13 protein-coding genes are annotated in these 15064 nt (G+C 72.1%); 5 read left to right on the top strand and 8 right to left on the bottom strand.

The window, feature by feature from the left end:
- The first annotated feature begins 17 nt into the window (after positions 1-17).
- Complete coding sequence (locus tag DB32_RS10180) at positions 18-2219, top strand: carbohydrate binding family 9 domain-containing protein (RefSeq protein WP_053232225.1); 2202 nt, start codon at positions 18-20, stop codon at positions 2217-2219.
- A gap of 61 nt (positions 2220-2280) precedes the next feature.
- Here the strand turns inward: DB32_RS10180 and DB32_RS10175 are convergent, their stop codons facing one another.
- Positions 2281-3492, bottom strand: a complete 1212-nt coding sequence (locus DB32_RS10175) for a pyridoxal-phosphate-dependent aminotransferase family protein (protein WP_053238757.1) — start codon at positions 3490-3492, stop codon at positions 2281-2283.
- A gap of 87 nt (positions 3493-3579) precedes the next feature.
- The gene (locus DB32_RS10170) at positions 3580-4650 is read right to left on the bottom strand and encodes a hypothetical protein (protein ID WP_053232224.1); all 1071 of its coding nucleotides are present in this window, start codon (positions 4648-4650) and stop codon (positions 3580-3582) included.
- 86 nt (positions 4651-4736) lie between these two features.
- Between DB32_RS10170 and DB32_RS10165 the strand changes: the two genes are divergently transcribed.
- On the top strand, positions 4737-5570 hold the full coding sequence (locus tag DB32_RS10165; RefSeq protein ID WP_053232223.1) for an AraC family transcriptional regulator: 834 nt from the start codon (positions 4737-4739) through the stop codon (positions 5568-5570).
- On the opposite strand, the gene DB32_RS10160 is transcribed toward DB32_RS10165, so the two are convergent.
- Both DB32_RS10160 and DB32_RS10155 read right to left on the bottom strand, forming a co-directional pair.
- Positions 5495-6394 (bottom strand): MBL fold metallo-hydrolase, encoded by a 900-nt coding sequence (locus DB32_RS10160; protein WP_053232222.1) that lies wholly within the window; start codon positions 6392-6394, stop codon positions 5495-5497. The genes DB32_RS10165 and DB32_RS10160 overlap by 76 nt on opposite strands.
- A gap of 81 nt (positions 6395-6475) precedes the next feature.
- Positions 6476-7336: a metal-dependent hydrolase gene (locus DB32_RS10155; RefSeq protein ID WP_075097498.1), complete on the bottom strand. Its 861-nt coding sequence runs from the start codon at positions 7334-7336 to the stop codon at positions 6476-6478.
- Between the two features lie 93 nt (positions 7337-7429).
- Between DB32_RS10155 and DB32_RS10150 the strand changes: the two genes are divergently transcribed.
- Positions 7430-8128 carry a TetR/AcrR family transcriptional regulator gene (locus DB32_RS10150; RefSeq protein WP_169791401.1) on the top strand — a complete coding sequence of 233 codons (699 nt, stop codon included), beginning with the start codon at positions 7430-7432 and terminating at the stop codon, positions 8126-8128.
- Here the strand turns inward: DB32_RS10150 and DB32_RS10145 are convergent, their stop codons facing one another.
- From DB32_RS10145 to DB32_RS10130, 4 genes are all read right to left on the bottom strand, one after another.
- Positions 8129-9133, bottom strand: a complete 1005-nt coding sequence (locus DB32_RS10145; protein ID WP_053232220.1) for a hypothetical protein — start codon at positions 9131-9133, stop codon at positions 8129-8131.
- 242 nt (positions 9134-9375) lie between these two features.
- Positions 9376-9849 carry a MarR family winged helix-turn-helix transcriptional regulator gene (locus DB32_RS10140; RefSeq protein WP_053232219.1) on the bottom strand — a complete coding sequence of 158 codons (474 nt, stop codon included), beginning with the start codon at positions 9847-9849 and terminating at the stop codon, positions 9376-9378.
- Positions 9850-9892: 43 nt separating this feature from the next.
- Positions 9893-11236, bottom strand: a complete 1344-nt coding sequence (locus DB32_RS10135) for a pyridoxal phosphate-dependent aminotransferase (RefSeq protein ID WP_205627041.1) — start codon at positions 11234-11236, stop codon at positions 9893-9895.
- Positions 11233-12666: a KamA family radical SAM protein gene (locus tag DB32_RS10130; protein ID WP_075097497.1), complete on the bottom strand. Its 1434-nt coding sequence runs from the start codon at positions 12664-12666 to the stop codon at positions 11233-11235. The genes DB32_RS10135 and DB32_RS10130 overlap by 4 nt, the downstream gene beginning before the upstream one ends.
- A 112-nt stretch (positions 12667-12778) precedes the next feature.
- Here DB32_RS10130 and DB32_RS10125 point away from each other — a divergent pair, with 112 nt between their 5' ends.
- Together DB32_RS10125 and DB32_RS10120 are read left to right on the top strand one after the other, a co-directional pair.
- Positions 12779-13300 carry a hypothetical protein gene (locus DB32_RS10125; protein WP_053232218.1) on the top strand — a complete coding sequence of 174 codons (522 nt, stop codon included), beginning with the start codon at positions 12779-12781 and terminating at the stop codon, positions 13298-13300.
- Between the two features lie 85 nt (positions 13301-13385).
- Positions 13386-15062, top strand: a complete 1677-nt coding sequence (locus tag DB32_RS10120) for a tetratricopeptide repeat protein (RefSeq protein ID WP_053232217.1) — start codon at positions 13386-13388, stop codon at positions 15060-15062.
- Positions 15063-15064 lie beyond the last annotated feature (2 nt).

Raw genomic sequence — 15064 nt, 5'->3', positions numbered from 1 at the left:
GCGCGCGTCCGTCGCCCATGCGCGCCGCCTCGCTCGTCTTCGCGATCCTGTTCGCGCTGCCTGCGCTGGCGCGCGCCGACGAGCCACCACGCGTCCGCGCCGCGTCGCGCGGCGCCACCCCGATCGACGTCGACGGCGCGCTCGACGAGGACGCGTGGTCGCGCGCCGAGCTCGCGTCGGGCTTCACCGAGCGCACGCCGCACCCTGGCGTGCGGGCCGCCGTCGGCACCCGCTTCCGCGTGCTCTACGACGCGAGCGCGCTCTACGTCGGCATCGAGCTCGATCTCGCGCCCGGCGAGTCGCCACGCGCGCTCTCGATGACGCGCGACTCCGAGGACATCTGGAACGACGACGCGGTGAGCGTGAAGATCGACGCGCGCCGCGATCACCGCACCACGCTCGGCTTCGTCGTGAGCGCGTCGGGCGCGCAGCTCGACTACCTCGTGCTCGACAACGGACGCGCGTTCCGGCGCGAGGTCGACATGGTCTGGGAGAGCGCGGTGCGCGTGCACGAGGGCCGCTGGGTCGCCGAGCTGCGCATCCCCGCGATCTCGCTCGGGCTCGCCGACGCCCAGGGCCCGCGCGCGATCGGCATCAACGTGAGCCGCGATCACAACGCGCGCGCCGCGACCTACGACTGGGCCGCGATGCCCCCCGAATTCGGCGCGTTCTCCGCGCTGCACTACGGCGTGGTCGAGGGCGTGGAGATCGGCGGCGTCGGCGCGCCGCTCGCCGTCACGCTCTACTCGCTCGGCGCGTACGAGTCCCCGGAGAGCGGCGATCCCGCGGATGCGTTCCGCGGCGCGGTCGGTGCCGACGCGCTGATGCGCATCGACGGAGACGTGTGGGCCGAGCTGACGGCGCTCACTGACTTCGCGCAGGTCGATCTCGACGACGCGCTCGTCAACCTCGATCGATTCCCGCTCTTCCTCCCGGAGCGCCGCCCCTTCTTCCTCAACGGGCTCGACGTGTTCGACGCGGGCGTGCCCGAGACGCTCGTGCCCTTCTACTCGCGACGCATCGGGCTCGACCCCACGGGCGATCCGATCCCGGTGCTCGGCGGGCTCAAGCTCTACGGTCGCTCGGGCCCGGTGAGCTTCGGTGTGATCGACGTGCTCACCGACGACCAGGGCGACGTGCCCGCCGCGAACCACACCGCGGCGCGAGGCCGCCTCGCGCTCGATCTGCCGTCGAGCAGCGACGGCGCGTCGTACGTCGGCGCGTTCGTCGTGTCGCGACAACCGTTTCGCTGGGACGGCGGTCCGCTCGATCGCGGTCCCTCCATCACGTACGGCGGCGACGCGCTGGTGCGCACCGCGGAGGATCGCCTCGAGCTCTACGGCTTCGCGTCGGGCACCGCGGTCGACGGACGGCTCGACGCCGATCGCGACGGCGAGGGCTTCGCGAGCGCAGCCTCGATCCGATGGCGCGGTGACATCTGGCAGCCCGTGCTCTCGGGGCTCTTCGTCGATCGCGGCTACGCCCCGGAGCTCGGGTTCGCGCGCCGTCCGGGCGCGGCGCAGCTCTCGCTCGAGGCGCCGGTGATCGCGCGTCCCTCGGGCTTCTTCCGGCGCATGCAGATCGGCCCGCTGATGCAGCTGCAGGCGAGCGACGACTTCGGGCGCGTGCTCTACGGCAGCGGCGCCGTGTGGGCGGAGGTCGAAGGCGACGCGGGATGGATGGCGAGCTTCATCGCGGAGTACCGCGAGGACGTCGTCGACGAGGACTTCGAGATCGTGCCCGGTGTCACGGCGCGCGCGGGCACGTGGCGCGGCGTGTACGTCGAGGCGTACGTCGCGTCGCCGTCGGCGCGGAACCCGTACGTCGAGCTCTTCTACTCGGTGAGCAACGCCTACTTCGGCGGCGTGCTGCACAACCCGTATGCGCGCTTCGCCGCGAGCCTCGGGCCGTTCGTGCGCATCGACCTGCGCGCCGACGTCTATCACGTGATGTTGCGCGAGCACGATCCGTTCTGGACGTACGCAATCAACGGGCTCTTGCGAGTGACGCCCACGACCGCGCTGCAGATCGATCTGATCGGGCGAGTCGACGGCGAGAACGAGCGCGCGACCGGGCTCCTGCGGGTGCGATGGCGCTACGCGCCGGGCAGCGATCTGTTCGTCGTATGGCGGGAGGAGGTCGACTGGGACGCGACGAACGTCGTCGTCGAGCACGAGGTCACGCTGAAGATGACCTATCGATTCGACCTCTCGCTCTGAGAGCAAGAATCCGAATCGACGAGGACCGCAGGAACCAATCGGAGAGCAGGAGCTCCTGAGATCAGCCGACCGACTCGCTCTCGCCCGACAGCGCTTCTTCCAGCGCGGCCATGCCTGCTGCGACGTCGAGCTTCACGCCCTCCTTCCGGAAGGCCATGCCCATCGCGTAGAGCACCTTGAACAGGTTGTGCGAGCGGCACTGCTCGCCCATCTGGCCGATGCGCACGACGTCGAGCCCGAACGCGCCGGAGATCTCGACGTTGTACTGGGTGCTCATCGTCTTGCGCACCCGCGCGCCGTCGACGCCCTTCGGGATCGTGATCGCGACCACCGAGTTCAGTCGATGCGACCTCGGCACGAACAGCGAGAGGCCCATCGCCTCGATCCCGCGCTGCAGCGCCTCGCTGCTCACGCGGTGCCGCTCGAACCGACGCTCGAGCGTCTCGTCGCAGATGAGCCGCAGCGCCTCGTGCAGCGCGAGGATGCCCGGCACCGGCGCGGTGTAGTGGTACTGCTGGTAGCCCCAGAAGCGCCACGCACGCTCGGCGTCGAAGCACCAGTGCGAGCGCGGCGAAGGACGCTCGCCGACGACCTTCCACGCACGATCGCTGAACGCGATCAGCGACACGCCGGGGATCGACGACAGGCCCTTCTGTCCACCGGTGACCGCGGCGTCGATGCCCCACTCGTCCATGCGCATCGGCATCGTCGACAGCGTCACCACCGCATCGACGACCACGATCGCGCCGTGCTCGCGCGCGATGGCCGCGATCTGCGGCAGCTCCACGTTGAGCAGGCCGCACGACGTCTCGCCCTGCGCGATCGTCACGACGTCGAACCGCTCGCGCGCGAACGCGTCCGCGACTGCCTGCGCGCTCACCGGCGTCGCGACCTCGGGCTCGAGGAACTTCACGGTGCCGCCGAGGCCCAGCGCCATCTCGCCGAGGCGACCGCTGAACGTGCCGCTCTTCAGGCAGAGCACCTTGCGACCCGGCCAGACGAAGCTGGCCATCGCCATCTCCATCGCGCCCGACGCCGGCCCACCGACGCCGAGCACCTTCTCCGCGTTCGTCTGGAACGCGTAGCGGCTCATCGCCTTCACCGCGGCGATGACCTTGTCCATCGTCTCGCCGAGGTGGTTGATCACCACGCCGTTCGCGCGCGCCACCGCGTGCGGGATCGGCACGGGGCCCGCGCCCATCAGGAGCAGCGGCTCCGCGGGCAGCAGCGTGGAGAGCGGGACGAGCGGCGGAGGAGGCACGCGAGAGGGCATCTCGTTCACGTCGCGCTGCGGATCAGGAAGAAGGGCCGCAGCGGGCACGCGAGTATGCCGAGCGATCGCCGCACGCGCGAGTCGAGGTCACTCGGGCGCGGGCAGCTCCTGCGAGACGAGGCGATACGTGCCCGCGCCACCCACCGCGCTCTCGCCGTCCACCACGACCCAGTACACGCCGGGCGCGAGATCGAGCGCGACGCGCGACTGTCGCCAACCGCCCGGCAACCCGACGGTGCTGCGACATCCGAGCTCGTCACCGTTCTCCGCGAGCAGATAGAGCGCGGAGTCGAAGCGGCTCGCGAGCCGGAACGAGAAGCGCGCCGCGTGATCGACGCGCAGCGCGTAGAGATGCTCGGGCGCTTGGGTTCCGCCGCAGCTCCCGTGGTAGCGCGACGCGGCGGGCACGAGCTCGCTCTCGATCGCGTCGCGCGCGTGGAGCTCGCCGTGCGGTGCGCTCTCGATCGCGCGCGGATCGACCGGATCTTCGAACGCGACGAGGCGATACCGACCGAACGCGTGCGTGCCGTCGACCGCGACGAAGTACGTGCCCGCAGGCAGGTGCATGTCGAACGTCTCGAGCCGCGCCGCGCGATCGCGGCACGCGACCTCGGGCCCGTCGATCGCGCCCTCGCGCACGTAGATCGTCGCGTCGAACTCCGACACGAGGCGCAGCGAGAGCCGCGCCGGCGATGCGAGCTGCACCACGTACCACTGCTGCGGGCCGCCATCGCCGCCGCAGCTCGCGGCGTCGTCGGGCCCGTGGGTGATCGTCGCGCCGAAGAACACGCGCCCCGGCACGAGCTCGATGACCCCCTCGGGCGTGCCGTGCGGCAGCGTGCGCCCACACGCGAGCTCCGCGGTGTCGCGCAGCACCGCGCGCCCCGTCGCGCGCTCGACGATCTCGTACTCGATGCGCATCGACGCGGAGCGCACGGTCCAGCCGTCGCTCTGCGCGTCGACGTGCGAGCGATCCCCGACGGTGCGCAGCTCGTAGTCCTGCGGCGTCGCACGCACGTGCTCGCCGGTGTATGGGTCCGCGAAGTACGGACGGATCGACAGGTTGCACTGCAGCTCGACGCCGTGCGCCTGCGCGTTCGCGCGCGGTGCCGCGACGAGTACCCCGATCACGCACGACAGCACCGCGAGACCACGCATGCCCCGTCCCTCCGCGCGTGAGAGGAAACTTGTCACCCGCGCACGCCCGTCGCCATCCCACACGACGAGGACGTTACCCTCGTCCGGTGCGTGCCCATCACGTCGACGTCGATCGCGTCACCGCACCGGCGTTCGCGCTCGCGGACGAGCTCACGCCCGGCGCGGGCGCGTGGCACGCGCATCGCCGTCACCAGCTGCTCTTCGCGGCCGAGGGCGCGCTGCGGCTCGAGCTCGAGGAGGGCGTGTGGCTCCTGCCTCCTCGGCGCGCCGCGCTGATCCGCGCGCGCGTCGCGCATCGCGTCGACGTCGATCACGCCGCGAGCCTCCGCACGATCTACTGGGCCCCGCGGTTCGCGCCGGCGCCCCGAGCGCCCTGCGTGGTGCTCGCGGTCGACGCGCTCACGCGCGAGATGATCCTGCACGCGATGCGCTGGCGTCCGCGCGAGGCTGCGCGCGACGCGAGCGGTCGTCGCTTCCTGCGCGTGCTGATCGAGATCGCGCAGCGACGCGCGGCGGACCCGCTCCCGATGCACCTGCCGCCGCCGCGCAGCGACGAGCTGCGCCGTGCCCTCTCGATCGTGCACGCACGGCTCGGCGATCCGCTGCGCGCGGCCGACGTGGCGCGCTCCGCGGGCATGTCGGAGCGCACGATGGCGCGGCGGATGGAAGTCGAGCTCTCGCTCAGCTTTCGCGACTACCTCCACGCGGCGCGCATGCTGCGCGCGATGGAGCGCCTCGCGGTGCCCGGCACGCGCGTCGCGGAGGTCGCGACCGAGCTCGGCTTCGCGACGCCGTCGGCGTTCACCCACGCGTTCGCGCGCTTCGCGGGCGAGACCCCGCGCGACTACTCCGCGCGCTCGAGCGCGACCGCCGTCCACACCGCGGGGAGCCCGACGCGCAGGAAGACCGGATACGCGTAGCCGGGATACGACGCCTCGATGCGCGCGCGCAGCGCGTCGATCGCGCCTTCCGGCGCCGGCACGACGGGCGATGCCTCGCGCGTCAGCGCGCGCACGTGCTCGAGGTACGCGCGCTGCGCGTCGATGCGCTCCACCCCACCGCTCTCGCCGCGCCCCGGATGCACGCGCCGCGGGCGCAGCGCCTCGATCTCGTCGAGCCGCGCCAGCCACGCATCGACGTGCCCGAGCTCCAGCCACGCGTGCGCGCGATGCGCGATGAGGTCGCCGGTGAACACGTGCCCGTTCCAGTCGATCACGACGTGCGCGTCGCTGCATCCCGCGCCGAGCACGTGGGCGCGCAGCGTGAGCCCCGCCGCGTGGATCTCGGTGGTCGCGTCGCCGAAGGCGTCGAGCTCGGGCATCGCGCTCGGATAGTCCGGCGCGTAGCGCTCGTAGAACCATCGCCGTCGCAGCGCGTCGACCTCGGGGACTCGCGCGCGCACCTGCTCCGAGGTCACGACGCGCACGCCGCGCCGGCGCATCACCTCGGCGCCGTTGAATTTGTCGGGGTTCGCGTGCAGCACGATCGCGAGCACGACGCGCTTGCCGGTCTCGCGCTCGACGGTGTCGAGCATGCGCTCCGCTTCGGAGGGCATGAACTGGGTGTCGATCACCACGACGCCCTCCGGCCCTTCGATCCAGTACGAGCGCGTGTGGAACCCGCGGGGCACCGACACGAACGTGCCGACTCCATCCGCGCGATCGAGGTCCACAGCGCGCGGCGCGACGGGCGCACTGCCACACGCCACGAGCAGACACGCGACCGAGATCATCCGAACAGCCATCACACCGCCTCCCGACACGGTGCGATCCTGGCGCGAGAGCGTGTGGCGGACCGTCGATGATCTGCCGAAGACTTGCTCGAATCAGCCAGCGAGCCGGCCGATGCCGTCGAGGTATGCCCGGGCGAGCTCGTAGTCGTTCTTCTGATCCGGATGGAAGTCGGCGCGCAGGTAGTCGGCGATCGCCGCGCGGAACATGACTGCGCGATGCCTGCGCTCGCGCTCGAGCACCGGATCCGCCGCCGCAGCGCGACGATGCACGTCGAGCTCGGTGCCCATCGCGGCCTCCTGGCGCAGCAGCTCGCGCGCCCCGAGGATCCAGAACGCGAGGATGCTCGCCGTCCCGATCGCGAGCCCCGCGGCGCGCACGCTCCAGCGCGGATCGACGCGCTGCAGCACGTCGTACGCGACCGACTTGTGCTCGATCTCCTCCGCGGCGTGCCAGCGCAGCAGGTCGCGCATCAGCGGGTGCGCGTGCTCGAGCATGTCGCTCTTCAGCGCGTTCTCCGCCATCGTCGCGGTGTAGTGCTCGAGCGCGGCGGTGGCCGACAGGCGCAGCACCGGAGGCACGTGCTTCTCGAGCACGTCGAACGCGAGCCGCCGGTAGAGCGCGAGGAACGGCTCGAGGTCGTAGCCCTGCTCCTGCAGCAGCTTGTTGTAGCGCTCGTGCTCGTGACCGTGCCGGCCCTCCTGACCGAAGAAGCCGCGCACGCGCGCGAGGAGCTCGGGGTCGTCCTCGATGACGTGCATGTAGTGCTTCACCGAGCGGATGAAGAAGCGCTCGCCGTCGGGGAAGAGCAGGTTCAGCGCGTTCGAGACGTGGGTCGGGATCGGGTTCTCGAAGAACCACCACCGCGGCACGGCGGCCTCGCGAAACGCGAAGCCCATCGCGCGCACCGGGATCGGCCTCTTCGTGCTGCTCTCCGCGCCCGCCGTCGCGCTCATGGCTTCCTCCGCGATGTTGCGAGCATCTAGCACCTGTTGAACTTCGGTCAATAGCGCTGGACGCGGGGCTGGGTCATGCTCGGCGATCCCCGCATGAGCGCTCCGGTCGCCCGCCATCGCCTCGCGCTCGACGAGCGCCGCGCCCAGCTCCTCGAGCTCGGAGCGCGCCTGTTCTCGGAGCGCGCGTACGACGACGTGTCGATCGACGACATCGCCGAGGCGGCGGGGATCTCGAAGGGGCTCCTCTATCACTACTTCGGCAGCAAGCGCGCGTTCTACGTCGCGACGGTGCGACAAGCCGCGCAGCAGCTGCAGCTCCGCACCGAGCCCGACGCCTCGCTGCCCCAGCCGTCGCGCGCGCGCGCCGGGCTCGACGGATACCTGAGCTTCGTCGAGGAGCACGCGGCGCCCTACGCGTCGCTCATGCGCAGCGGGATCGGCAACGATCCCGAGGTCGCCGCGATCGTCGACGAGACGCGCGACGCGATCGTGAAGCGCATGATGGACGAGCTCGGGCTGAGCGAGCCGCGCCCGGTGGTGCGCTTCGCGCTGCGCAGCTGGATCGGCCTCGTGGAGGCCGCGAGCCTCGACTGGCTCGATCGTCGCGAGGTCGCGCGCGAGGCCGTGCTGCAGATGCTGCTCGAGTCGCTCTACTCGACGCTCGTGATCGCGTCGCGGCTCGATCCCGACGCGCCCATCTCGGTCGGCGCGCCGCCGCAGGCGGTCAGCGACGCGAGCGCGGTGATCGAGACCGGCGAGACCGAGCGCAAGGCGCGCCCGCGGCGCCGCTGATCAGAGCGCGGCGATGCCGCGCGGCGCGGGATCGTCGCCGAGCATCTCGAACGCGGCACGGTGCGCCGTGCGAAGCGTGAGCGGCGCGCGACCGTCGCGCTCGAGCACGATCTCGCAGCGCGCGAGCTTCGAGTTGAGGCACGTCTTGGTGCCGCCGGGAGGGTTGCCGTAGGGCAGCGCGACGAACGTGGACGCCGGCGCCTCCATCCGGCCGTGCAGCCGCGCGCCCTTCGCGCGCACGTCGAAGCGCCACTCGAACGGATGGAACGACGCGCGCGCCGCGAGCCCGCGCGGCACCGAGTCGAAGCGCACCTCCTCGTCGCCGAGGCGCAGCACCGCGACGGTGAGCGGCGGCGCGAGCACCGGGCCCACCGCGACGCGCGCGGTCGCGACCTCGAGGAACACCTCGGGCGCGGCGTCGAAGCCCGCGACCTGGCCCCACGCATAACGGTCGGTGTGGCGGCTGCCCCAATTGTGGTTGTGGCTGCCGATCCATCCGTCGATCGCGAGCGGCTCTCCGTCGACCTCGATCGTGCCGTCGAAGCGCGCGAAGGGCGCGCTGGTGAGCACCTTCGCCCGCGGCAGCGGTGCGTCGTAGAGCGCGCGCGGGAAGAGCAGCAGCGGCGACGACGCGCTCGCGTAGCGCAGCGACCATCGCAGCGAGCGCGACGCGCTCTTCGCGCCGCCCTCGATCGCCCGCGCGTCGAGGTGCGATCCCGCGAGGTCCACGTCGAGGCCGCGCGGGGCGAAGCGACACGACGCGATCGTGAACTCCTCGCGCACCGCGACGACCCGCCCGCGCTCGCCGTCGAAGACGATCGCCCAGACCTCGCCGAGCGCTTGCTCCGGCGGCGCACCGCGGCGCGCGAGGATCGTCGATCGGATCCAGAACGCGAGCGGTCGCGTCGGGTGGTTCGCGCGCTGGAACCAGCTCTCGTAGTGCCCGCCGCGGTCCGACGCGACGAAGCGAGGGGTGTCGAGGGCATCGCGCTCGAGCTCGATCATGCGTCCTTGCTCTGCGCCGTCGCGCGACGCTCGGCCATGACCTCGGAGGTCAGGGTCCGCGGGAGTGCTCGCTGGCGAAGGGTCCGCACGGGAGCGTGCGGCGCACGCGGACGGGAGGACCCTGCGCCGGCGAGCCGATTTTAGGCACAGCGGGAGTGCTCGCTGGCGAAGGGTCCGCACGGGAGCGTGCGGCGCACGCGGACGGGAGGACCCTGCGCCGGCGAGCGACGTCGGGACCCAGGTCAGCTCTCGTCGCCGGCCTCGCGCGCGAGCTCGTCGATCACCGCGCGCAGGACGCGACGGGCGCCCTCGATGTCGCGCGCGTCGACCTGACGCATCGCACGCGCGACCGCGGCCTCGACCGTCCCGCTGCGCTCGCGATCGAGATCCTTGCCGGCGCTCGCGAGGTAGAGGTGCATGCGGCGGGCGTCGTCGGGATCGGGCTCGCGGCGCACCGCGCGACGCTCCTCGAGCCGGCGCAGGATGCCCGTCAGCGTGCTCGGGTGGATGCGCATCGCGCTCGAGAGCTCGCCCGCCGCGATCCCGGGGCGCCGTCCGATGATGCGCAGCGCGAGCCGCTGCGGGCCCGTGATGCCGATCGCGCCTTCCATGCGCTTGCTGAGCGACTGGAGCGCGTGCGTGAGCTCCCAGAGGAGCTGCATGAACTGGAGCGTCTTGCCGAGCTTCGGCTCGAGCGGCGCGTCGGACGTCGGCATCTCGTGGCGAGGTCTGGCAGCGGGCGCGCGAGCGCGCCAGTGGTCAGCTCGCGGTCGCGAAGCGCGCGATGCGCTCGATCCCGTGCACGGTCGGCGCGCACCATGCGCGCAGGAACGTTTCGTCGATCGCCCCCGCGCTCGCCGCCGCGGCCGTGAGCGCGCGGGCGCCGTCGAAGTCGACGAGCGCGAGACGCAGATGGAGCGCGCGCGGATCGGCGCCGAACTCGCTGCCGGGAAGCGCGGCGACCCCCTCGTCGATCAACAAGCGCTCGGCGAGCTGCACGTCGTCGTGGATCCCGCGCGCTTCGAGCTGCGCTCGCAGCGGCTCGAACGACGGGAACACGTAGAACGCCGCGTCGGGCTCGACCACGCGCGCGCCGGCGTCCCGCAGCCGAGCGCACGCCCAGCGCACGAGCGCGCCGAGCACGCGACGCGACGCGACGAGGTCGGCCTCGATGCGCGGGTCCGGCTGGAACGCGCGCACCGCCGCGTGCTGGATCGGCGCGCTCGTCGCGGAGTACGTCTCGCTCGCGACGACCGCCATCGCGTCGAGCAGCCATCGCAGGCGCGGCGGGAACACGAAGCAGCCGAGCCGCCATCCGCCCGCGCCGCACCACTTCGAGAGCCCGGTCGAGACGATCGTGCCCTCGTCGTACATCGTCGCGATCGACGTGTGGCGCGCCTGCGACGTGGAGAAGTGGAGCTCCCCGTAGATCTCGTCGGAGAGCACGATCATGCCGTGCGCGCGCGCGACGTCGGCGATCGCGGCGAGGCGCGCTCGATCGTGCGCGACGCCGGTCGGGTTCGACGGCGAATTCAGGATCAGCACGCGCGGCGCGCGGCCGCCCTCGCGACAGAGACGATCGAGCGCGTCGGGATCGATCTGAAAGCGATCTTCCTCGCGCGTCGCGAGCAGCGACACGTCGCGTCCGAGGATGCGCGCCTGCGGTACGTACGAGACCCACGCAGGCGTCGGCACCACGACTCGGCCGCGGAACACGACCTGGAGCAAGAACATCAGCTCCTTGGTCCCGGGCGCGATCAGCACGTCCTCCGAGGAGCGGCCGACGCCGTGGCGGTTCCAGAGGTGTCGCGCGATCGCGACGCGCAGCGCGGGAAGCCCGCGCACCGGCAGGTACTCCTTCTGCGCCGCGTTCGCGCGCAGCGCGTCGGTGACCGGCAGCGGCACCGGGAACGGCGACTGCCCGAGCCCGAAGCGCACGACGGGCACGCCCGACTGCGCGAGCTGCGCGCTGCGCTCCTGGATCGCGAGCGTCGCCGAGGGCCGGAGCCCGACGAGGCGAGGATCGAGCCCCGCCTCCTCGGCGCCGGTGGAGGTGAGAGAGAGCGAGAGACGGGAAGGCAGACGAAGCGAAGGATCGGTCACGAGCCCTCGGTGCTCTCCGCGCGTGCGGCGGCGATGACGGGGAGCCGGCGACGGCGCAGCGTGCGGAACGCGCTCCGCGTCGCGTCGGGGTCCTGGCGGATGCGACGCATCTCGGGCTCGAAGAAGAACTCGGCCTCGCCGAACGCGGGCTCGAGCTGATCGAGCCACGTCGCGCGCTCGTCGTAGCGCGCGAAGAACGGGCGGCCGACCCAGTCCGGCTCGCGTGCTTGGAGGAAGCGCAGCGCGAGCACGCGCTCACCACGGACGTGCGTGGGCCCGTCGACCGTGACCTTGCCCGGCGTCGCGCTCATCGAGGGTCCACGCGCGGTGCGCGCGAGCCCCGACACGCGCGCGAGCGCGTCGCGCACGATCCGCCACGCGTCGACGAGCGGCACCTCGAACCAGTGGCTCGCGCCGGTGTCGCGCTCGACGAACGCGTAGTAGGGCACGGCGCCGAGCTGCGCCTGGAGGCGCCACATCTCCGCCCACGCGATCGCGTCGTCGTTCACGTGACGCAGGATCGGCGCCTGACAGCGCACCACCGCGCCGGTGCTCCGGACGCGCTGCACCGCGCGCTGCGCGATCGCGGTCTCGAGCTCGCGCGGATGGGAGTAGTGCGCCATCAGCGCGAGCGTGCGGCCCGAGCGCGTGACCTCTTCGAACAGACGCAGGAGATCGTCGGCGTCGGGATCGGTCACGAAGCGATACGGCCAGTACGCGGGGGCCTTGGTGCCGATCCGGATCGACGCGAGGTGCGGCAGATCGGCGGCGAGGAGCGGCTCGACGTAGCGGCGCAGGATCGACGTCTTCATCAGCAGCGGGTCGCCGCCGGTGATCAACACGTCGGTGACCTCTTCGTGATCGGCCAGATAGCGGACGAGCTCGTCGGCCTCGCGGCTCGCGAACTTCATGTCGTCGAGCCCGACGAACTGCGGCCAGCGGAAGCAGTAGGTGCAGTACGCGTGGCAGGTCTGGCCCTGCGCGGGGAAGAACAGAACCGTCTCGCGATACTTGTGCTGGATGCCACGCGTCCGCGCGTCTCCGAGCATCGGCGTGTTGAGCTCCATCTGGCCCGCGGGGTGCGGATTGAGGCGGTGCTGGATCGCGCGTGCGGCGGCGCGGATCGCCTCGCTCGGCGCGCCGCTCGCGAAGACACGCTCCATCATCGCGAAGTCGTCGTCTCGCAGCATGCCGCGCTGCGGGAACGTGAGCTGGAACATCGGATCGTCGGGCACGCGCGCCCAGTCGATCAGCTCGCTCGTCACGTACTCGTTCACGCGGAACGGGAGCACGGACGCCACGATCTCCATCGCACGGATCTCGCCCTCGCCGAGGCGTGCGAGCTGCGGAATCGAGGAGAGATCCTTGCGCTCGAGAGCCTTGAACCGACGCGGGACGAGCGTTCGATCACCGAACAGCACGTCGTTCACTCATCCAGAAATAGTTTGAGCTCAAACTATCGTCAAGCACGAGCGTGAGCGCGCGCGCGAAAATCCGCGGCTCGTCGACGAGCGCGCGAGTCGCGATCAGAATCGGCGCGCCATGCGCGCCCTCCGTCTCGCTCCGCTCGCCCTGCTGCTCACGCTCGCCGCGTGCGGAGACGATCGTCCCGCCTCGAGCTCCGGGGCGCAGGGCGGCGCGAGCGCGACGAAGAGCGAGCCCGCGCGCGTGCCGCGTCGCGAGCAGGAAGAGGGTCTCGCGCGCTGCGGCGAGGTGCTGATGCGCATCGAGGGGCCCGAGGCCGCGCCGACGTTCGCGCGCCTGATGCGCGAGTGCAGCGGGATGTTCGCGCGCCGACGCTGCCGCGACGCGCTCGCCGCGGAGCCCTTCTCGCGCGAAGGCGTCGCCGCGGCGTGCCGCGAGGACTACTGCGACGACCTCCGTCCCGCGCCGTCGTTCTGCACGACGGACATGCCGACCGACGCGGAGTTCCTCGAGCAGTTCGCGCGGTTCTCGCGCGCGGCGCTGCGCGGCGATCTGCGGCGTCTGATGGATCGCGAGGGCGCCGACGAGATCGCGGATCTCTTCGCCGATCTGATCGAGACGCAGGCGACGCTGCAGTGACGCGGCTATTGCCGTGAAGTCGCGCGTTCGGGCACGCTGATCGCGGGGCGTCAGGGAAGCGCGCTCCGGGTGGGGAAACATGCGAATGCGGAGCGCGGGGGCGTTCGGCGCGTGGTGGATCACGGTCACGTGCGCGCTGGGGTGCGGCGCGACGGCGACCAGCTCGGGCGGTGCGGAGGGCACGACGGCGGCGTCGCAGCCCAACCGCGCGGTGGTCACGCGCTGTGACGTGCCGCACGCGCCCGCGCCGATCGAATTCGAGGAAGGCATGCGCGCCGCGGCGAGCGGCGACGTCGAGAATTCGCGGCGCCTTCTCGCGGTTGCGTGCGACAGCGGCAACCCGTGCGCGTGCACCGAGATCGGCGAGTCGTTCGTCGATCCGGCCGACGGCGCGCGCGACGTCCAGCGCGGCGCGCTCCTGCTCGAGCGCGGCTGCGCGGGCGGTGACATCTGGGGCTGCTACGCGCTCGGCTCGGCAATCTTCCGGTTCATCCCCGATCGCATCGAGCACGCGCGCGATCTCTTCGAGGACGCGTGCGAGGACGGAGTGCCCGAGGCGTGCCTCGAGATCGGGCGCTTCCGCATGACCGGCGTCGACGGCGATCGCTCGGCGCTCGACGCGCTGCAGTTCTACGAGCGCGCGTGTCGCGAGGGCGTGCAGCACGCGTGCGTCGTGCTCGGTGAGGCGTTCGCCGAGGGCGTGGGCACGCCGCGCGATCCCAAGCGCGCGGCCGAGCTGCTCACGTGGGCGTGCGAGGAGGCGGACGTCGCGCACGCGTGCACCGCGTGGGCGCAGCACCTCGACGTCGAGGACGAACAGCGCTCCGCGCTCCTCCGCCGCGGGTGCGACGGCGGCGATCCCGTCGCGTGCGACGCGCTCGATCCGGACGCGGCGCGTCGTGGCGGCGAGCCCGCGCTGCGCGCCCTCGCTGCGCGCGTGCCTTCGGCGCGTCCGGTGGAGAACGGGAGCGCGGAGATCGAGGCGACCATCGGCGGCGTCGTCGATCTGAGCGCGCTCGGCCTGCGTCCTTCGTGCGTCGGCTTCGTCGACGCGGAGCCCGACGCGGTGCTCTCGGTGCCCGAGGGATCGAGCGAGCTCCACGTCGGCGTGCGCGCCGCGGCGGACGCGATCCTCGCGATCCGCGATCCCGCAGGGCGCTGGCTCTGCGCCGACGACGGCGTCGCGGGCGACTACGACCCGTCGATCGCGATCGGCGATCCCGTGCAGGGCGACTACCTCGTCTGGGCCGGCACGCTCGATCGCGAGCCGAACATCCCGGCGCGCCTCTTGGTCGCGGCGATCGCGCCGGTCGTGGTCGCGCCGCCGGCGACGTACGAGAGCCTGCCGGAGCCGACGCCGGAGACGATCACGATGCCCGACGCGCGGCTCCGCCACTACCAGCTCGACGTGACCGCGATGCCCGGAATGACCGGGCGCGTGCGCGTCGACGGCAACGAGGTGTGGGCGTTCGAGAGCCGCGGCGGGCACGCGACGCTCGACGACATCCAGTGCGCGCTCCAGCCGGGCCGCCACGTGATCGACGTCGAGGTCGTGCAACGCGGGCGCGATGCGCGCCTGCTCGGCGGCGCGACGAACCTGCTGACGGTCTCGCTGCACGGCGCGATGCGGCGCTCGCTGCTCACCGAGGACGAGAGCCGGCTCCATCGGCTCGAGTGGACGCCCGAGGGCCCGGGGCGAAGGCAGCTCGTGCTCGAGGTCGAGCGGCGCCAGGCGGGTGATCGCAGCACCTGCGAGGAGTGAGC

The organism is Sandaracinus amylolyticus (assembly GCF_000737325.1).
GTDB classification, from domain to species: Bacteria; Myxococcota_A; Polyangia; order Polyangiales; family Sandaracinaceae; genus Sandaracinus; species Sandaracinus amylolyticus.
The sequence above is the reverse complement of the archived record's forward strand: the minus strand, read 5'-3'. Positions and strand labels throughout refer to the sequence as shown.